21 protein-coding genes are annotated in these 18,659 nt (G+C 67.7%); 3 read left to right on the forward strand and 18 right to left on the reverse strand.

Annotated elements, in window-relative coordinates; genetic code table 11:
- Window positions 1-4 precede the first annotated feature (4 nt).
- The 5 genes from AB0B91_RS38250 to rplM are packed head-to-tail and all read right to left on the reverse strand — an operon-like array spanning window position 5 to window position 4,610.
- Window positions 5-1,108, reverse strand: a complete 1,104-nt coding sequence (locus AB0B91_RS38250) for a GNAT family N-acetyltransferase (RefSeq protein ID WP_358330584.1) — start codon at window positions 1,106-1,108, stop codon at window positions 5-7.
- Window positions 1,105-2,214, reverse strand: coding sequence for an ATP-grasp domain-containing protein (locus AB0B91_RS38255; RefSeq protein ID WP_358330587.1), 1,110 nt, complete (start codon window positions 2,212-2,214; stop codon window positions 1,105-1,107). The genes AB0B91_RS38250 and AB0B91_RS38255 overlap by 4 nt, the downstream gene beginning before the upstream one ends.
- A 57-nt stretch (window positions 2,215-2,271) precedes the next feature.
- The gene (gene glmM, locus AB0B91_RS38260; protein WP_358330590.1) at window positions 2,272-3,618 is read right to left on the reverse strand and encodes a phosphoglucosamine mutase; all 1,347 of its coding nucleotides are present in this window, start codon (window positions 3,616-3,618) and stop codon (window positions 2,272-2,274) included.
- 1 nt (window position 3,619) lies between these two features.
- The gene (gene rpsI / locus AB0B91_RS38265) at window positions 3,620-4,141 is read right to left on the reverse strand and encodes a 30S ribosomal protein S9 (RefSeq protein ID WP_358330593.1); all 522 of its coding nucleotides are present in this window, start codon (window positions 4,139-4,141) and stop codon (window positions 3,620-3,622) included.
- 25 nt (window positions 4,142-4,166) lie between these two features.
- On the reverse strand, window positions 4,167-4,610 hold the full coding sequence (gene rplM, locus AB0B91_RS38270; protein ID WP_219531477.1) for a 50S ribosomal protein L13: 444 nt from the start codon (window positions 4,608-4,610) through the stop codon (window positions 4,167-4,169).
- A 397-nt stretch (window positions 4,611-5,007) separates the two neighbouring features.
- Between rplM and AB0B91_RS38275 the strand changes: the two genes are divergently transcribed.
- The 3 genes from AB0B91_RS38275 to AB0B91_RS38285 all read left to right on the forward strand — a co-directional run bounded on the left by AB0B91_RS38275 (window position 5,008) and on the right by AB0B91_RS38285 (window position 9,253).
- Window positions 5,008-5,682, forward strand: a complete 675-nt coding sequence (locus AB0B91_RS38275) for a CAP domain-containing protein (protein ID WP_358330596.1) — start codon at window positions 5,008-5,010, stop codon at window positions 5,680-5,682.
- Between the two features lie 24 nt (window positions 5,683-5,706).
- On the forward strand, window positions 5,707-6,651 hold the full coding sequence (locus tag AB0B91_RS38280) for a hypothetical protein (protein ID WP_358330599.1): 945 nt from the start codon (window positions 5,707-5,709) through the stop codon (window positions 6,649-6,651).
- A 433-nt stretch (window positions 6,652-7,084) separates the two neighbouring features.
- Window positions 7,085-9,253, forward strand: a complete 2,169-nt coding sequence (locus AB0B91_RS38285; protein WP_358330602.1) for a hypothetical protein — start codon at window positions 7,085-7,087, stop codon at window positions 9,251-9,253.
- Between the two features lie 124 nt (window positions 9,254-9,377).
- On the opposite strand, the gene AB0B91_RS38290 is transcribed toward AB0B91_RS38285, so the two are convergent.
- The 13 genes from AB0B91_RS38290 to secY all read right to left on the reverse strand — a co-directional run bounded on the left by AB0B91_RS38290 (window position 9,378) and on the right by secY (window position 18,618).
- Window positions 9,378-10,454, reverse strand: coding sequence for a tRNA pseudouridine synthase A (locus tag AB0B91_RS38290; RefSeq protein WP_358330659.1), 1,077 nt, complete (start codon window positions 10,452-10,454; stop codon window positions 9,378-9,380).
- A gap of 96 nt (window positions 10,455-10,550) precedes the next feature.
- Window positions 10,551-11,093: a 50S ribosomal protein L17 gene (gene rplQ, locus AB0B91_RS38295; RefSeq protein WP_358330605.1), complete on the reverse strand. Its 543-nt coding sequence runs from the start codon at window positions 11,091-11,093 to the stop codon at window positions 10,551-10,553.
- A 155-nt stretch (window positions 11,094-11,248) separates the two neighbouring features.
- A complete protein-coding gene (locus tag AB0B91_RS38300) occupies window positions 11,249-12,265 on the reverse strand; it encodes a DNA-directed RNA polymerase subunit alpha (RefSeq protein WP_214633194.1) in 1,017 nt (338 codons plus the stop codon).
- Window positions 12,266-12,358: 93 nt separating this feature from the next.
- Entirely contained in the window at window positions 12,359-12,985 is a 627-nt protein-coding gene (rpsD, locus tag AB0B91_RS38305) for a 30S ribosomal protein S4 (protein WP_358330608.1), read from the reverse strand.
- 20 nt (window positions 12,986-13,005) lie between these two features.
- Window positions 13,006-13,410, reverse strand: coding sequence for a 30S ribosomal protein S11 (rpsK, locus tag AB0B91_RS38310; protein ID WP_012887860.1), 405 nt, complete (start codon window positions 13,408-13,410; stop codon window positions 13,006-13,008).
- A gap of 45 nt (window positions 13,411-13,455) precedes the next feature.
- Window positions 13,456-13,836, reverse strand: coding sequence for a 30S ribosomal protein S13 (gene rpsM, locus AB0B91_RS38315; protein WP_214633192.1), 381 nt, complete (start codon window positions 13,834-13,836; stop codon window positions 13,456-13,458).
- 218 nt (window positions 13,837-14,054) lie between these two features.
- Entirely contained in the window at window positions 14,055-14,168 is a 114-nt protein-coding gene (gene rpmJ, locus AB0B91_RS38320; RefSeq protein ID WP_003956441.1) for a 50S ribosomal protein L36, read from the reverse strand.
- A 24-nt stretch (window positions 14,169-14,192) separates the two neighbouring features.
- Complete coding sequence (gene infA, locus AB0B91_RS38325; protein WP_012887858.1) at window positions 14,193-14,414, reverse strand: translation initiation factor IF-1; 222 nt, start codon at window positions 14,412-14,414, stop codon at window positions 14,193-14,195.
- A gap of 293 nt (window positions 14,415-14,707) precedes the next feature.
- The gene (locus tag AB0B91_RS38330; protein WP_358330612.1) at window positions 14,708-15,157 is read right to left on the reverse strand and encodes a hypothetical protein; all 450 of its coding nucleotides are present in this window, start codon (window positions 15,155-15,157) and stop codon (window positions 14,708-14,710) included.
- Between the two features lie 137 nt (window positions 15,158-15,294).
- Window positions 15,295-15,723 (reverse strand): DUF1707 domain-containing protein, encoded by a 429-nt coding sequence (locus tag AB0B91_RS38335; RefSeq protein WP_358330615.1) that lies wholly within the window; start codon window positions 15,721-15,723, stop codon window positions 15,295-15,297.
- Between the two features lie 21 nt (window positions 15,724-15,744).
- On the reverse strand, window positions 15,745-16,548 hold the full coding sequence (map, locus tag AB0B91_RS38340) for a type I methionyl aminopeptidase (protein WP_358330618.1): 804 nt from the start codon (window positions 16,546-16,548) through the stop codon (window positions 15,745-15,747).
- A 109-nt stretch (window positions 16,549-16,657) separates the two neighbouring features.
- Window positions 16,658-17,308, reverse strand: a complete 651-nt coding sequence (locus AB0B91_RS38345; protein WP_214633188.1) for an adenylate kinase — start codon at window positions 17,306-17,308, stop codon at window positions 16,658-16,660.
- Entirely contained in the window at window positions 17,308-18,618 is a 1,311-nt protein-coding gene (gene secY / locus AB0B91_RS38350; RefSeq protein WP_358330621.1) for a preprotein translocase subunit SecY, read from the reverse strand. The genes AB0B91_RS38345 and secY overlap by 1 nt, the downstream gene beginning before the upstream one ends.
- Between the last annotated feature and the right edge of the window lie 41 nt (window positions 18,619-18,659).

The raw sequence follows: 18,659 nt of genomic DNA on the forward strand, positions 1-18,659 counted from the left end.
TCCCTCAAAGCTCGTAACGCCGCATGATCGGCACCGCGACCGTGTTCAGCAGCCAGGCCAGCACCACCCAGCCCGTACGACGCCGCCACGGCAGATGCCCGACATGCACGGCCCGGTACTCGATCTCCGGCACCCCGCCGCGCAGCCGCTTGAACTCCCCCGCACCAGCACTGTCGTTGACCGCGAGCCCCTCGTCCACCGCGATCTGATAGACCAGCGCGCTCAGCATCCGATACAGCCCGACCTGCTGCGGCAGCGCGGTGTCGTACCCGAAGATCGGCGTGGTCAGCGTCCCGTCACGGTGGAAGTAGCCGAGCACCCCGGAGATCCGCCCGTCCCTGGCCAGCGCCCAGTAAGTGATCGTCCCCGCCCGCATGGTCTCGCGGACGAACCGCTCGGTGAACTGCGGATTGTTCCGCGAGTATTTATCCAGATAAAGCAGGTTATAAAGCTCGACCACCCGAGCCGCGTCATCCTCGCGCGGCCGCACCACCTCATACCCCCGGCGCTCGATCAGCCGCAGATCACGCCGCCACTTCTTGCGCTGCCGGGCCCCCTGCTCCCCCGGCCGCACCAGGTAGATCCGCCGCCCCGGCACCATCACACAGCCGTCGATCCGCCGGTTCACCGAGCAGAACCCGACGGCGTGCCCGGGGAACCGCTCGCGCAGGAACCGGATGGCCGCCTGCTCATGGGCGGGCTCGATCGCCGGATAGAGGTTCGTGGAGAGCAGCCAGTTGTTGACCAGCACCACCCGGTCCAGCTCCGCCCACCGGCACAGCGCCCCCAACGCGGACAGCGCCGCCGCCAGCACCGCGCGCAGCACCCCGCTACGAAGCACGCGCAGCTCCTCACCGGCATAGGTCACATAATGCGTGTACGGCGAGCACACCCACGCGTTCCCCTGCTCACCGTCGTTGACCGACACCGGCAGCACCACGCGCCCGTCCACCAGCAGGACCCCGTAGGTCGTGGCCACATTGCCGACGTACGCCTCGGTCCCGCCCTCGACCAGCGGCACCAGGTAGGCCCGCGCATAGGCGCCGTCCTCGGTCTCGGGCCAGGGCAGCTCGCCGAGGTCATCCCTCGTGTACAGCTCGGCCTTCACCGACCGTCCCACTCGATGTCGTACGTCGAACACTCGATCAGCGACCGCCGCGTCCACAGCGAGCGGATCCAGTTCTCCCACAGCACCCCGAACTGCGCCACGAACGGCCCCCGATCACCCTTCACCGCGATCACGTCGTCAGTGGACGACACCACGCTCGCCCACCGGCGCAACTCCGGCCAGGACCGCACGCCGGCCAGCCCGAAGCCGAGCATCGCCAGCCCGATCATCGCCCGCGCGCCGGGCGCGGGCCGCAGCGGCTCGTCCGGCAGGTCACCGAGCAACACCCCGGCCAGCTCGTCGCCCAGAAGATGGACCCCGCTGGTGGCCCGCGGATTGCACTCCATCGGCACCACCCGGTCGCCGGCCATGAAGTCGAAGGCGATCTGCCCGCTGAACCCAGTCCGCTCCACGAACCGCGTCACCCAGGCGTCCACCTCGGCATGCTCCACCGGCTCAAAACTGACACAGGCCCCGGAAGCCGTGAACTCCACCGCGTAGGCGGCATGAGCCACCACCCTGCCCTTGACGGCCACGGAGTACGTGCAGATCTGCTCCCCGTCGAGCAACTCCTGAGCCACCCAGGGCCCCTCGCCCGCCCTTAACGCGATATTTCCCCGCACCACCCGCACCTTCGTACCAAAGCGCGAAAAAACCGGCTTTAGCACGAAGGGCCGTCGGACCCCCACCAGGTCGTCCTGCGACGTCACCAGCACCGTCTCCGGCACCGGCAGCCCGAACCCCTTCGCCAGCTGGACGAACTCCCACTTGCTGTGCAACGCCCGCAGCGTCCCGAGCGGCTCGGCCAGCACCTCGCAGGGCAGCCGCTTCCGCCCCCGGGCGACCCAGAAGATCTCCTCGCAGGTGGGCACGACCAGCCGCACACCCTCCAGCTTGACGATGTCGGCCAGCGCGTCGGCGAACGCCTCGGGGGCACGGTTGGGCGGCGGCACCCGATGGCTCACCGCCACGGCCGCCGACCGCGCGCAGAGCTGCGCCCGCGAACTCTCGGCCACCACGACCCGCACGCCCGACCTGGCGAACTTCCTGGCCAGGTCCAACGCCACAGGGGCCCGCCCACCGGTGATCAGCACAGTCACGCTCACCAGCCGCAGAATACGCGTGAGGGGCACGGCGGTGCCGTGCCCCTCACAGTGAAGACCTCAGACGCAGGCGGCCCGCACCACGTCGGCCAGCCGGCCCGCGACCTCGGAGGCGTGCTCCTCGGACGAGGCCTCGACCATCACGCGGATCATCGGCTCGGTGCCGCTGGGCCTGATCAGCACCCTGCCGGTCTCGCCCAGCTCCTTCTCCGCCAGCGCGACGGCCTCGGTGAGCTCGGGCACCGACGCCTTGCCCCGGTCCACGTCCTTGACGTTGATCAGGATCTGCGGCAGCGGCGTCATCACCGCGGCCAGCTCACGCAGCGACTTGCCCGACCTGGCCACGACCGAGAGCAGGTGCAGCGAGGTGAGCAGACCGTCTCCGGTGGTGGCGTGGTCGAGCATGATGACGTGACCCGACTGCTCGCCACCGAGGTTGTAGCCGTCGGCCTTCATGCGTTCGAGCACGTAGCGGTCGCCCACCGCGGTCTCCACCACGTTGATGCCCGTATCGCGCATGGCCAGCTTGAAGCCCAGGTTGGACATCACGGTCGTGACCACGGTGTCCTTGGCCAGCGTGCCCTCGGCGTGCATGTCGACCGCGAGGATCGCCATGATCTGGTCACCGTCGAGGATCGCACCGGTGTGGTCGACCGCCAGGCAGCGGTCGGCGTCGCCGTCGTAGGCGATGCCGAGGTCGGCGCCGCGCGAGACGACCACCTGCTGCAGCTTGGGCAGGTGGGTGGAGCCGTAGCCGGCGTTGATGTTGAGGCCGTCGGGCCGCGCGCCGATCGCCTCCACCCTGGCTCCGGACCGCACCAGCGCCTCGGGGGCGACCATGTGGGCCGCGCCGTGAGCGCAGTCGACCACGATGTCGAGCCCGTCGAGCCGGCCGCTGACGCTGGTCAGCACATGGGAGATGTAACGGTCGGCCTCACCGTACGCGTCGCGGACCCGGCCCACGGCGGAGCCGACGGGAAAGGTCCAGTCCTCGCCGAGCCGGCGCTGGATCTCGTCCTCGACCGCGTCGGACAGCTTGTAGCCGCCGCGGGCCAGGAACTTGATGCCGTTGTCCGGCGCCGGATTGTGCGAGGCCGACAGCATGACGCCGATGTCGGCGCCGAGCGCGGCGGTGAGGTAGGCGACGGCCGGGGTGGGCAGCACGCCGAGGCGCAGCACATCCACTCCGGACGACGCAAGGCCGGCGACCACGGCGGCCTCGAGGAACTCCCCCGAGGCACGCGGGTCCCGGCCTACGACGGCCACAGGACGACGTCCTGTGGCCGTGAACGCGCCCGCATCGCCGAGGACGTGAGCCGCCGCGACCGAAAGGTCCATGGCGAGCTCCGCCGTGAGATCGCGGCCAGCGACCCCACGAACCCCGTCGGTGCCGAAAAGGCGCGCCAATTTAGCGCTTGCTGTACTGCGGAGCCTTACGGGCCTTCTTGAGACCGTACTTCTTCCGCTCCGTGGCGCGGGCGTCACGGGTGAGGAAGCCGGCCTTCTTGAGAGGCGCTCGGTTGACATCGACATCAAGGATCGACAGCGCTCGGGACAGGCCCATGCGGAGCGCGCCGGCCTGGCCGGTCACGCCGCCACCGTCGATGCGCGCGATGACGTCGAACGCCTCCTCGGCGCCGAGCACCACGAAGGGCTCGTTGACGATCTGCTGGTGGACCTTGTTGGGGAAGTAGGTGTCCAGCGAACGACCGTTGATCGTCCACTTGCCGGTGCCAGGGACGATGCGCACGCGGGCGATCGCCTCCTTCCGGCGGCCGGTTCCGTACGAGTTGCCCGTGGTGACGGGCTTACGCACGGGAGCGTCAGCGCTGGCGGTGGACTCGGTGGTGTACTCGGAAGGGAACTCCTCGCCGGAGAAGCCTTCCACCTCGGCCTCGACGGCCGTCTCGACACCGGTGGGCTCAGCCACGGTTCTCCTCTAAATCTTTCGGAAACTACTGGGCGATCTGGGTGATCTCGAACGGCACCGGCTGCTGGGCCTGGTGCGGGTGCTCGGACCCCGCGTAGACCTTCAGCTTCTTGGCCATCTTCCGGCCGAGGGAGTTCTTCGGCAGCATGCCCTTGACGGCCTTCTCGACGGCCTTGTCCGGCCGCTTGTCCATGAGCTCGCCATAACTGACGGAACGCAGACCGCCCGGGTAACCCGAGTGACGGTAAGCCTTCTTCTGCTCACGCTTGTTGCCGGTGAGCGCGATCTTGTCCGCGTTGATGACGACCACGAAGTCACCGGTGTCGACATGGTTGGCGAAGATCGGCTTGTGCTTGCCGCGGAGCAGGATCGCGACGTGGCTGGCCAGCCGGCCCAGCACGACATCGGTCGCGTCGATGACGTACCACTGACGCTGGACGTCGGCGGGCTTCGGTGAGTACGTGCGCACGGTCGTAGCCTTCTTATGCTCGCGTCTTCGGCGCTGTCGGAAGCGACAGCTCTAGGGTCGGTCGGTGCGGGCACACGACGGCCCGGACCTTCCGTCTCCCCGCCCGATGGGCTGATGATGGGAGATGACGCCGGACGCGCCGCGCATTGGTCTCGCTGGACCTATGCACACAACGATTGATTAGGCTACCCGCACTTAAGGGTGCTGGTCAAAAGACTGGTAACCCGAAGGCGAGTCTACCTGACACAGAACGGTTCGATTTCGGTTCCCTGGGATCCCTTCTTTCCCAGGACCAGACATCTCTATCGTTGACTGCGGCATGTGGCACAACTCTCTCACCCGGCAAACCCAGCGGAGCGCACGGCGCCGGAACCATCTGGGGGTGCTCGCGTGCCTCATGGCGGTCCTCTTCACGGGCGTGCTGATCGGGCGGATGACCGACGAGGCGGATCCCGCCGACCACATCTATCTCAACGAGACGGCCCCGCCCGCCGCCGCGGCCAAGGTCAAGGCCACGCCCAAGCCCAAGAAGGCGCAGCCGTACGCCGGGCGCATCGCGAGGGAGACCACCACCGGGATCCCGCGCGGCAGGGCCAGCATCCGGCCCACCAAGCGCCCGGACAAGAACACGGTGCCCGGCTACACCGCGGAGGACCCCACTCGGGTGCTCGGCGAGCAGACCGTCGAGGTGTCGCCGGCGATGGCGGCCAAGGTCGTCAGCCTCACCAACGCCGCCAGGGCCAAGCGCGGCTGCGGCCCGCTCCGGACGGACGCCAGGCTGACCCGCTCGGCCCGCGCGCACTCCATCGAGATGGCGGAGAGCGGCCGCTTCACCCATGACTCCCCCGACGGCTCGTCACCGTGGGACCGGATGGAGCGCGCCGGATACCGGATGGGCGCCGCCGAGAACATCGGCCGCGGCTACACCTCGCCGGAAGAGGCGGTCCGCGGCTGGCTCGACAGCGCCGACCACCGCCAGAACATCCTCAACTGCCGTATCGAGTCCATCGGCGTCGGTGTGGTGGCCGGTCCCGGCGGACCTTGGTGGACCCAGGACTTCGGTTATTCATGACCGCCTTCACGGTAATGTCGCCGCATGGGTTTTCCCGACGAACGTGACACCAGCACGGAGAGCACTCCCCGCCGTTCTCGCAGGGCCCGTGACACGGCCGAACCCGGCGGCACCCGCAACCCCTTCGAGCCGGTCGCGGCCAGTTCCTCCCGCAGAGCCAAGGACAAGGACAAGGCCCCGGCGCCGACGCCGACGCCGACCGAGCCGGCCGCCGAGCCGGTGCGGCGCAGCACGACCTGGAGCCCCTATGACGAGGGCAAACGCTCGCGTGGACCGCTCTGGTTCACGCTCGGCGGCCTCGCGGTGCTCGGCGTGTTCGTCGGAGGCCTCGTGGTGATGTTCAGGTCGGACGACTCCCAGCAGGCACAGACCGAGGCGGCCCGCCGCACCTCCGCGCCGCTGCCGTCGGCGCCGCCCGGCAAGTACAGCTACGCGTCCGAGCGCAAGACCGACCCCGACCCGCTCACGGTCAAGGAGCTCTTCGCGACCAAGAAGGTCACCGTCGCCGGCCGCTCGTACACGATGACGACCATCAGCAAGATCAAGAAGTGCGCCGACGGGGCTGTCGGCGGCAAGATCCAGAAGGCCCTCAAGTCCGGCAAGTGCACGCAGATCATCCGCGCCACCTTCCGCGACAAGGCCGGCAAGGTGATGGGCACGGTCGGCGTGGCCAACCTCACCTCCACCAAGGCCGCGACCAAGGTGCGGTCGGTCGGCAGCAAGACCGACTACGTCAAGCCGCTGGCCGGCAAGGACTCGCTCACCAAGAACCTGGGCTCCGGCAGCGGCGGCACCCAGATCTGGATGTACGGCCACTACGCCGTCATGATCTGGTTCCAGAACAAGGACGGCAGCAAGCCCGACAAGAAGGGGCAGAAGAAGCTCTTCCAGGCGGTCGACGACATCACCAAGGCCACCGTCTTCAAGGCTCTCGACGCCCGCACGCTGACCGGCCACTCGGGTGCGTAAACGCGCTTAAACCCCTTCATAAGTACTCAAATAGCATCGATGATCCAGTCGGGAACGCCCATACCGGCATAACGATCTCGCGACTCTCGCTAGGCTCCCCTTTATGCGTGGCCAGGAACCTGGGTCTGAGAACGATCGTAGGGAATCCGACGGCTCGGCCGCACCGGCGACGCCCCCGCCGAGCTTCGGCCAGCCCCTTCAATATCCCGAGTCACGGGCGTCCCAAGAGGCGCCCGGGTCTCATCAAGCATCGCCGGCTCCAGCCGAACCCGGCTCGGGCGCTGATTCCGGCTCTGACAGCGGCGGCTATAGCGGTGCCGGTTATGACCGTGCCGATGACGACTCCGAAACCCGTCCGGGCGGGGCGTTCGGCCCCGTTCCCACTGGGGAGAGGCTGCCCGCCTTCCCGGGTACGCCGGATGCCGAGCAGACGGTGACCGGGGCATCGGCCTTCGACGCGTCGGCCGACTGGCAACCGTTCGAACCACAGCCGGCGGACCAGGCATCGGATGAGGCCGAGGACCGGCCCGCCCTGCCGGCCTTCCCTGGTGCGCAGCCGTGGGAGGTGGCCGGCGACGACGGCGCCCAGTACGACTGGTTCGCCGACCCTCAGGGCCCGCCCCGCCCCATGCGTGGCCGCCTGCCCCGCAATCTCGGCGCCCAGCCCGGCACCCCGTCCCCCTCCCCGCGACCGCCCAGCGGCCCCCAGGCCACCGGCTCCGGACCGCCACGGCAGCCCACGGCACCAGGCGCGCAGGCATCCGGCCCCCAACCCGCGTCGCAGTCCGGCGCGGCGCTGCCCGGTGCTCAGCCTCCCGCGCAGCCCGGCGCCCAGCCTTCGTGGCAGGTCGCGGAGCCGGAGCCGGACCCCCAGACACCACCCGGCCAGTCCGGCGTCCCATGGTCGCCGTCGAGCGGCCCGTGGCCCGCGCCCGTCCCGGAGGAGCCCGCCACCTGGGCGGTCGAACCCGTGGTGCCCGGCGCGCCGTCTTGGGAGCCACCGCCGGCCTTCACCGCCGCTGCCGCCGGCATGCAGGTATGGCCCGCGCCGGTCTCCGACCCACCCGCGCCCTGGCCCGCCGCCACAGGCGAGCTCGCCGTGGAGCCGGACGCCGACGACGCGGCAGACCCGAGGTCTCCCTGGAACGTCCCATCGGACAGTTCGGACGAGCCACCGGACGACGCCCCCACCTATCCGGGCGGTCTCATCCCGCCTCTCACCTCCACATCCGGCGACTCCCCGTCCGGCGCCAAGAGCTCCGTATACGGCGGCCCCACCACCAAGGGCCCCACATTCGGCGAGCCCGCACCCGACTACGAAGAGGCCGACCCCTCGGAGGACGCCGAGGACTTCCAGACCGACCCGAACCTGACCGCCCCCCACCCCTTCGACGCGAGGGGCGCCTCCGCCCGGCCCTTCGGCGCCAGGGACGCGGCCCAACCCGGGTTCGACGCGAACACCACCGATCCTGACTTCGACGCGAACACGACCGCGCCCGGGTTCGACGCGACCACCCCGGCCGCCTCCACCCCCACCACTCCCGCGCGCGCCTTCGACCCCAACGCCCGAGCCCATGCCTTCGACACGGGCTCGGCTCCATCGGCATTCGATCCGAACGCCCCCGCCGGACACCCGGTAGAGCCCAGCGATGTCCCGGTCTGGCCCCCGCTCCCCCACGGCGGACCCGAGCAGGAGAGCCGGGTCCCCGACCTCCCCTTCGAGGTATGGGGCCAGAAACCCACTCCCGCTCTGCCCGCCCCGGTGGCACTGTCTCCGGGATCGCAGAGCCTCCCCGCCGCCTACGGGCAAGGACCGTTCAAGCAGTCGCCGTTCCAGGCGACACCGCCCGCCGGCAGCCCGCCCGGCAAGCCGGCAGGCAGGAAGGCGCTCTTCATCACCCTGGGCGTACTGGCTCTGGCAGGCGTCGCCACCGGCGGCTTCTTCGCCTACAAGTCGGTGAGCGCGCCGCCCCCGCCCGCCGCCACGACGGCCGCCAAGGAGCCGTCGGCGACGGCACCCCCGACCATCGTCAGCACCGACGTCGCCACGACCCCGGTCGTCCCGGCCACCTCGATCCTCAACTCCGAAGAGACCGATCCGCGCAAGATGTCGCTCTCCGAGGCGTTCCCGCAGAAGAAGATCGAAGCGGGTGGCGCCGTGTTCTCCAAGGTCAAGACCGACATGACGTCGAGCTGCGAGAAGGCCGCCTCCGGCCCCTTCGCCGACGCGCTGCGCGACCAGAAGTGCAGCCGGATCGTACGGGCGACCTATGTGGACACCAAGCGCCGCTACGCCGTGACGACCGGCATCGCCGTACTGCCGACCAAAGAGGCGGCCATGAGCGCCGACAAGGCCAAGAACCTCGGCCGCAACGTCTGGTTCCGCGGCCTCCCCGCGGCGGAAGGCACTGGCGGCGAACGCGTGGAGATCGCCGGCGGCTACGCGGCGGGCCTGGTCTGGGGCCGGTACATCGTCTTCAGCTACGCCACGTACGCCGACGGCCACACGCCCGGCACCAAGGAGAAGACACTCGACAAGGTCAGCGGCGCCTTCCGCGACCAGACCTCACAGGTCCTGGAACGCCGCCTCACCAACGACTGACCGATGACGGCTACGGCTCAGTCGGCGGCAGGCCGAAGATCGCCTTGATCGGCGGCGGGGCCAGAGATCGCCTTGATCGGCGGCAGGCCGGAGATCTGCTAGTCGGTGGCAGGCCGGAGATCTGCTAGTCGGTGGCAGGCGGGACATCGCCTATCTGCTGGTCGGTGGTAGGCGGGACATCGCCCAGCGTGCGGACGCGCCGGGTCGCGAGGGCGCGCTCGGCGAGTTCCGCGTCCGGCGGGTAGCTCACCGCTTCCAGGCACAGGCCGTGCGCGGGCGCCACGTGCACCCCGGAGTCCCGCACGGCCCGCGCCAGCACCTGGCCCGGCCACTCCATGGGCCGGCGCCCATCGGCCGCCGACAGGAGCGAGCCGACCAACGAGCGCACCATCGAGTGGCAGAACGCGTCGGCGACCACGGTGGCGACCAATACCCCGTCGCCCTCCCGCACCCAGTCGAGCCGTTGCAGCCGCCGGATCGTGGTGGCCCCTTCGCGCTTCTTGCAGAAGGCGGCGAAGTCATGCTCACCGAGCAGGTCCCCGGCCGCCGCGTTCAACGCGTCGAGGTCCAGCGGGCGGTTATGCCAGACCACCTCGCGGCGCCGCAACGGATCCACCCCACCGGGCGCGTCACTCACCCGGTACGCGTACCGGCGTGACAGCGCGGAGAAACGCGCGTCAAAGCCCTCAGGAGCCACGGAGACCCGATGAACCCGCACATCCGACTCCAGCACCCCAGCCAGCCGCCGCAGCAGCGTAGCGAGCCGCTCATCCACGTCCAGCCCCCCTACGGCGTCCACCGACACCGAGCCAGTCGCCCTGGAGCCGGTCGATGCGGGGCCGGTCGATGCGGGGCCGATTGCCCTGGGGCCGGTCGCCGCGGAGCCGGCTGACGCCAGGTCGGCAGGCGTGGGGCCAGCAGGCTGGAAGGTCGCCGAGGGTTCGCGGACGGCGGATCTCCGGTGGTTGCGGTCGAGGGCGGAGAGCGCCTCCACCGGGAGATCCACGTGCGCCACCTGCCCGCGCGCGTGCACCCCGGCATCCGTACGCCCGGCGACGGTCAGCGCCGGCGGCTCGGTGAGCCGCAGGATCCGGCCGAGCGCCTGCTCGATCTCCCCCTGGACCGTACGCAGCCCCGGCTGCCTGGCCCACCCGGAGAAATCCGTCCCGTCGTAGCCGAGATCAAGGCGGAGCCGTACCACGATCATCCTCCCGCAACCTCCCCAGACCACCTGAAACGCGAATGGGCCCGAACCCCCACAAGAGGGGTCCGAGCCCGATTCAACCGACCTGACGGATCAGGCCTCGTCCTTCTTCGCCTCGCCAGCCTCGCCAGCCTCGGCGGCCTCCGCGGCGGGGGCCTCAGGGGCCTCGTCCGACGCGACGGCCTCGGCAGCAGGCTCCTCAACGGCAGCAGGCGCCTCAGCGGCGGGGGCGGCGGCAGCGGCCGGGGCCTCCGAGCGCGAGACGCGCACCGGGTTCAGCGGCTCGGTCACCAGCTCGATCACCGCCATAGGAGCGTTGTCACCCTTACGGGCGCCCACCTTGGTGATCCGGGTGTAACCGCCCGGACGCTCCGCGAACGTCACCGCGAGCTCCGTGAAGAGGTGGTGGACGACGCCCTTGTCCTTGACGACCGTGAGCACCTGGCGACGGTTGTGGATGTCGCCCTTCTTCGCCTTGGTGATCAGGCGCTCCGCCAGCGGACGGACGCGCTTGGCCTTGGTGACCGTGGTCCGGATCTTGCCGTGGCGGAACAGGTCCGTGGCGAGGTTCGCCAGGATCAGCCGCTCGTGCGCCGGGCTGCCACCAAGACGTGCACCCTTGGGAGGCTTGGGCATTGCGTTCTCCTTGTGAGTTAACCCGCCCCGGCCGTACCAGGTACCGAAGTCGGGCCGGGTCGCAGTCGCTCTCTGTGCGACCCGTTATCGTCGCCCGCGCCGGGCGGCTGAGCCGTCCGGCGCGGGGGTTCGCGAGGATGAGCCCTCGCGATGGCTTAGTACTGCTCGGTCTCGACGTACGCGCTGTCGTCGTCGTCGTAACCGGCGCCGGCCACCGCGCTCGGGTCGAACCCGGGCGGGGAGTCCTTGAGCGCCAGCGTCATCTCGTGCAGCTTCTGCTTGACCTCTTCGATCGACTTGGCGCCGAAATTCCTTATATCGAGAAGGTCCTGCTCGCTGCGGGCGACGAGCTCACCCACGGTGTGGATGCCCTCGCGCTTGAGGCAGTTGTACGAGCGAACGGTGAGGTTCAGCTCCTCGATCGGCAGCGCCAGGTCGGCGGCCAGGGCGGCGTCGGTCGGCGACGGGCCGATGTCGATGCCCTCGGCCTCGACGTTGAGCTCGCGGGCCAGGCCGAAGAGCTCGACGAGAGTCTTACCGGCGGAGGCCACCGCGTCGCGGGGCTTCATGGCCGGCTTGGTCTCGACGTCCAGGATCAGGCGGTCGAAGTCGGTACGCTGCTCGACTCGGGTCGCCTCGACCTTGTAGGTGACCTTGAGCACCGGGGAGTAGATCGAGTCGATCGGAATACGACCGATCTCCTGGCCCGGCTGCTTGTTCTGGGCGGCGGAGACGTAGCCGCGACCGCGCTCGACGGTCAGCTCCATCTCCAGCTTCGCCTTGCCGTTGAGCGTGGCGATGCGCAGCTCGGGGTTGTGCACCTCGACACCGGCCGGAGGCGCGATGTCGGCGGCGGTGACCTCACCCGGGCCCTGCTTGCGCAGGTACATCACGACCGGCTCGTCGTGCTCGGACGAGACGACCAGTTCCTTGAGGTTGAGGATGATGTCGGTGACGTCTTCCTTGACCCCGGGAACGGTCGAGAACTCGTGCAGCACGCCCTCGATCCGGATGCTCGTCACGGCCGCGCCCGGAATGGACGACAGCAGCGTGCGGCGGACCGAGTTGCCGATGGTGTAGCCGAAACCCGGCTCCAGCGGCTCGATGACGAATCGGGATCGGGTGTCGTCGATCGACTCTTCGAGAAGAGTCGGGCGCTGAGCGATCAGCATGCGGGTTCTCCCCTTTTCGTGTGGCGCCCGCTATATGACGCCACTCCGATACAAGCTTAGTTGAGGTACGGCGAGCCGTACCTCAACCACTACTTACTTCGAGTAGTACTCGACGATCAGCTGTTCCTGAACCTGGGTGTCGATCTGCTGGCGGACCGGCAGCTGGTGGATCAGGACGCGGATCTTGTCCGGCACGACGCCGAGCCACGGCGGGACCGAGCGGTCGCCGGCGGTGGCGCGAGCCACCTCGTAAGGCAGCAGGTTGCGCTTGGTCTCGCGGACCTCGATGATGTCGTGCTCGCGCACGCGGTACGAGGGGATGTCGACCTTCTTGCCGTTGACCAGGAAGTGCCCGTGACGGACCTGCTGGCGAGCGGCGTCGCGCGACTGGGCGAACCCGGCGCGGTAGACCACGTTGTCGAGACGGCTCTCCAGGATCTGGAGCAGCGCCTCACCGGTCTTACCGGCCTTGCGGGAGGCTTCCTCGTAGTAGTTGTGGAACTGCTTCTCGAGGACGCCGTAAATGCGGCGGGTCTTCTGCTTCTCACGAAGCTGAAGCTGGTACTCGGACTCCTTGGGACGTCCGCGGCCGTGCTCACCCGGCGGGTAAGGACGGATCTCGATGGGGCACTTCGCGGACTCGCACTTGCTGCCCTTGAGGAAGAGCTTGGTCTTCTCCCGGCGGCAGAGCTTGCAGTCCGCACCCGTGTAACGAGCCATTTCTCAGTTTCTCCTGGGTGTCAGACGCGGCGGCGCTTCGGCGGACGGCAGCCGTTGTGCGGAACCGGGGTGACGTCCTGGATCGAGCCCACTTCGAGCCCGGTGGCCTGAAGGGAACGGATCGCGGTCTCACGGCCGGAGCCGGGACCCTTGACGAAGACGTCGACCTTACGCATGCCGTGCTCCATGGCGCGGCGGGCGGCGTTCTCGGCGGCCATCTGAGCGGCGAACGGGGTGGACTTCCGGGAGCCCTTGAAACCCACGTGGCCGGCGCTGGCCCAGGAGATCACGTTCCCACTGGGGTCGGTGATCGAAACGATCGTGTTGTTGAACGTGCTCTTGATGTGGGCGTGCCCATGAGCGACGTTCTTCTTTTCCTTGCGGCGCACCTTCTTGGGCGCACCCTGACGGCTCTTAGGAGGCATCCTTTGCCTTCACTCCTGAGGTGTTCGGTCCCGCGGCTGCGTGGACTACTTCTTACCGGGCTTCTTCTTGCCGGCCACGGTCTTCTTCTTGCCCTTGCGGGTGCGCGCGTTGGTCTGGGTGCGCTGACCGTGGACAGGCAGGCCCTTGCGGTGCCGGATGCCCTGGTAGCAACCAATCTCGATCTTGCGACGAATGTCGGCCTGAACCTCGCGGCGCAGGTCACCTTCGATCTTGAAGTTCGCCTCGATGTAGTCACGCATCGGGACGAGCTCGGCGTCGGTGAGCTGGTGGACGCGGGTGTCACCGCTGACACCGGTGGCCTCGAGGACCTCCAGCGCGCGGGTGCGGCCAATTCCGTAAATGTAGGTGAGAGCGATCTCCAGCCGCTTTTCGCGGGGGAGGTCGACGCCAACCAGGCGAGCCATGGTCGGGCATTCTCCTTCGTTGTGGCGGAGGTCTTGCGCCTCACGTCCCCTCCCCATGCCCGGGGTGAGGGCCCCGGCCTCCGACCGGGGGTCTCCTGGGTGGTACGGCCTGAAAAACAGGCCGCCTGCTCAGGTGTGACGCGCGATTACTGTCTCAGGCTTCTCATGCGTCGAGCCCGCTCCCGTGCTGGGGCGGACTCGGAGAAGCCTTGCGGCGACTAACCCTGACGCTGCTTGTGGCGCAGGTTGTCGCAGATCACCATGACGCGACCGTGCCGGCGGATCACCTTGCACTTGTCGCAGATCTTCTTGACGCTCGGCTTTACCTTCATTGTCCTTCGTGTTCCTCAGACGTCTTACTTGTATCGGTAGACGATCCGCCCACGACTCAGGTCGTAGGGGCTCAGTTCCACGACTACCCGGTCGTCGGGCAGGATCCGGATGTAGTGCATCCGCATCCGTCCGCTGATGTGGGCCAGGACCTTATGGCCGTTGTCAAGCTGCACCCTGAACATGGCGTTCGGGAGCGACTCGACCACAGTGCCCTCGATCTCGATGGCGCCGTCTTTTTTGGCCAAAATTCCTCGCGTTTCACTGATCGATCGTCTGAGGCTCCGGTTCACTAAGCAGCCGCGACCTCACGCTTCGAAGAGAGCGGCGACCGGCAACGGGCGCCGACGCGTGATAGTCATAGTGAGCCGAGTAAGGAGTGTACGACACCTGAGACTAAAACGCGAAACGCGTGCCAGGTGTCCTGACACAACCACGAGCGAGTTTACCCCATCCGCAGACCCGTCCAGGCCGTATGTACGGCGAAAGGCCCGCCGGCGAACCGGCGGGCCCGTGAGAGTCAGCACACTCCCTGGTGGGCTTAGAACACGTCGTGCCAGCTGCCGCAGCCGCTGTTCCGCGTGTTGCCCTCACACACCTGGATCTTGAAGTCCCGCTTGAAGCGGATGCTGTCGAAGTGGCGACGGTCGTCGGACCGGTACCAGTTCTTGTGGAAGTTGCCGTGGCGGTCGTAGTACTTGAACCACACGTAGCTGTAGTCGCCGTCGTTGTGGTGACGGTCCCACAGATCGCCGTAGAAGTAGTAGTTGCCGCCGCGCTTCTGCCAGTAGCCCCTGAAGTACGACTCGTGGCTGCCGTTCTCGGAGCCGTTGGAGAAGTAGGGACCGAAGAAGTGCTTCGGAGCGGCCTGGGCGCTCTGCGCCTGAGTGGCGGTAGCGGCGTCGGCCTGGGCGGCGGGAGCGATGGCCAGCGCTCCGGCGACCATCGATCCTGCGAGAGCGGTGCCGGCGAGCAGGTTACGGATACGCACTGTGTCCTCCTGTAAGACGGTTCCCCGTACCGGACTGGGACTGCTCGGGTCAGTCCCTTTTTGTCCGGCACCGCTTACGTTATGGAGGTCATGTCAGGCCTTCTGCGCACGAATACACACAGTGCACTACTACACACTCATCGCCGCTTTTGCCCGCCTCCGGAGATGGTGCTCAGCAGCAGAATCACACCCCAGGGGCCCATCACCCACAGTGGCCAGGGATAGATCATGTGCCCGGAGGTGACGCTCACGATGAACCAGATCACCCAGTTGATCGAGCTCGCCGCGGCCCACGCTCCCCAGGCCGCCCGCATCCCCGAATGCATGCCGCTCTTGGGCGCCGGAGCGGTGCCGGGCAGCTTGGCGGGCGGGTTGCGCAGGTCCACGTCCGGCAGGTCGGCGGTCAGCCGGGCCAGCTCACCGTACGTCTTGCTCTGGTAGAGCTGTTCGAGGCGCTCGTTGAACTCGTCCATCGTGATGCGGCCCTGCGCGGTGTGCTCTCGGAGCACGGCGGCCACCCGGTCGCGGTCGACGTCCGAGGCACGCATCTCGGGGCTCTGCGCCATACCCACCACTCCCGGCTCGTTCTACGGCTGCGCCAAGCGCTCTTTGCCCCCATCAAGGGCGGTAAGCACCCAAGGACCATTATGTGTCACCGCGACGCTGTGTTCGAAGTGTGCGGACTGCTTGCCGTCGATCGTCACGACGGTCCAATCGTCGGCCAGTACACGGGTGCGCTCCGTGCCCAGGTTGACCATGGGCTCGATGGCCAGGCACATCCCGGCCTCCAGCACCGGCCCCTTTCCGGGGCGCCCGTGGTTGGCGATCCACGGGTCCATGTGCATCTCGGTGCCGATGCCGTGCCCGCCGTACTCCGGAGGGATGCCGAAGCGGCCCTGCGACTTGACGTAGCGCTCCACCTCGTACCCGATGTCCGACAGGTGGCGGCCGACGGTCAACGCGGCGATGCCGCGCCACATCGCCTCCTCGGTGATCCGCATCAGCTCGGTGAGCTTCGCATCCACCTCCCCCACCGGCACCGTGACCGCGGAGTCGCCGTGCCAGCCGTCGAGGATCGCGCCGCAGTCGATGGAGATGACGTCGCCGTCGCGCAGCGGGCGGGCGTCCGTCGGGATGCCGTGCACCACTTCCTCGTTGACCGAGGCGCAGATCGTGGCGGGGAACCCCTGATAACCCTTGAACGACGGGATCGCGCCCTCATCCCTGATCGCCTTCTCGGCGATGGCGTCGAGGTCCAGGGGCGTCATCCCCGGCTCGACCGAACGCTTCAGCAGGTCGAGCGTGCGTCCGACCACCAGACCGGCCGCCCGCATCTTGTCGAGCTGCTCGGCCGTCTTGATCTGAATTCCATGCTTGTTCTTCTTGAACACGTCTGGCACCTCCCGGGGTCTCAACGGGCAGTTGTGGGAGACCAATTCCCCCACAATAGCCGCGAGGTGGCACGGAAATCCGTGCCACCTCCGCACTCGGCCATCGGGCCTACCCCATGAAAGGGCTGATGGCCTCCATGGCCCGCTGGGTTACCTCCTCGACCGGACCGGTCGCGTCGACACCCACGAGGATGCCCTCGTCCGCGTAATAGGACACCAGCGGCGCCGTCTGCTCCTGGTAGACCTCCAGGCGATGCCTGACGGTCTCTTCCTTGTCGTCGTCACGCTGGAACAGCGTGCCGCCGCAGGCGTCACACCTGTCGTCTTTCTTGTCGTCGAACTCGACGTGCCAGATGCGACCGCACTGGCTGCAGGTGCGACGGCCGGCCAGCCGCCTGACCACCTCGTCGTCGTCCACCACGAGCTCCAGGACCAGGTCGAGAGCCTGGCCCCACTCCTTCAGCATGTCGCGCAGGATCTCGGCCTGAGCGACGTTCCTGGGGAAGCCGTCGAGCAGGAAGCCGTCCTGCGCGTCGTCCTCGGCGAGGCGGTCACGGACCATGGCGATGGTGACCTTGTCAGGCACCAGGTCGCCACGGTCCATGTAAGCCTTGGCGAGCTTGCCGAGCTCCGTGCCCCCGGAGACGTTGGCACGGAAGATGTCACCTGTCGAGATCTTCGGGATTGACAGGTTCGACGCGATGTACTGGGCCTGTGTCCCCTTACCCGCTCCGGGGGGCCCGACTAGAACGAGACGCACTACCGCAGGAAGCCTTCGTAATTACGCTGCTGCAACTGGCTCTCGATCTGCTTCACGGTGTCCAGGCCGACGCCAACCATGATGAGAATGCTCGTCCCTCCGAACGGGAAGTTCTGGCTCGCCCCGGCCACCGCGAGCGCGACGATCGGGATCATGGCGATCAGACCCAGATAGAGAGCGCCAGGGGCGGTCAGACGGGTGAGCACAAAACTCAGGTAGCCAGCCGTCGGCCGGCCCGGACGGATGCCCGGAATGAACCCACCGTACTTCTTCATGTTGTCAGCTACTTCAGTGGGGTTGAACGTGATGGACACGTAGAAGTAGGTGAAGAACACGATCAGGACGAAGAACGTGATCATGTAGACGGGCGTGTCACCCTTGGTAAGGTTCTGAGAGATCCACTCCACGACCGCGTTCGGCGACTCCGCGTTGGCGAAGAGCGAGGTCAGGAGCTGCGGCAGGTAGAGCAGCGAGGACGCGAAGATGACCGGGATGATGCCGGCCTGGTTGACCTTCAGCGGGATGTAGGTGGACGTGCCGCCGTACATCCTGCGCCCGACCATCCGCTTGGCGTACTGGACGGGAATGCGGCGCTGCGCCTGCTCGACGAAGACCACGGCGGCGATCATGAAGACACCGACCACCATGACGACCGCGAAGGTGAACTTGTTGGCCTGGAAGATGCTGGCCAGCTCGGACGGGAAGACCGCGACGACCTGCGTGAAGATCAGGATCGACATGCCGTTGCCCACACCACGGTCGGTGATGAGCTCGCCCAGCCACATGATTACCGAGGTGCCGGCCGTCATGATGACGACCATGGTGACGATCATGAAGATGTTGTCGGGGTCCAGCAGGACGTCCTTGTCGCAACCCTGGAAGAGCTGACCGGAGCGCGCCAGCGCGATGAACGCGGTCGACTGCAGAATGCCCAGACCGATCGTCAGGTAACGCGTATATTGGGTGATCTTCGTCTGACCGGCCTGTCCCTCCTTCTTGAGGGCTTCGAGGCGTGGGATCACAACGACGAGAAGTTGAAGGATGATGCTCGCGGTGATGTAAGGCATGATGCCCAGCGCGAACACCGACAGCTTCAGGAGCGCGCCGCCGCTGAACAGCTGCACCATCCCGTAGATATTGCCGTTTTCACCATTGCGGACCTGATCAAAACAGGACGCAAGGTTCTGGACGTGAACGCCCGGAGTCGGAAGAACCGAGCCGAGACGGAACAGCGCGATGATGCCCAGAGTGAAGAGCAACTTCTTGCGCAGGTCCGGCGTCCGGAACGCCCGGGTAAACGCGGTCAGCACGGTCCCTCCTGCGCGCCTATAAGGCGGTGTGAGTATGCGAT

The sequence above is a fragment of the Nonomuraea sp. NPDC049141 genome (assembly GCF_040648415.1).
Taxonomy (GTDB): Bacteria; Actinomycetota; Actinomycetes; order Streptosporangiales; family Streptosporangiaceae; genus Nonomuraea.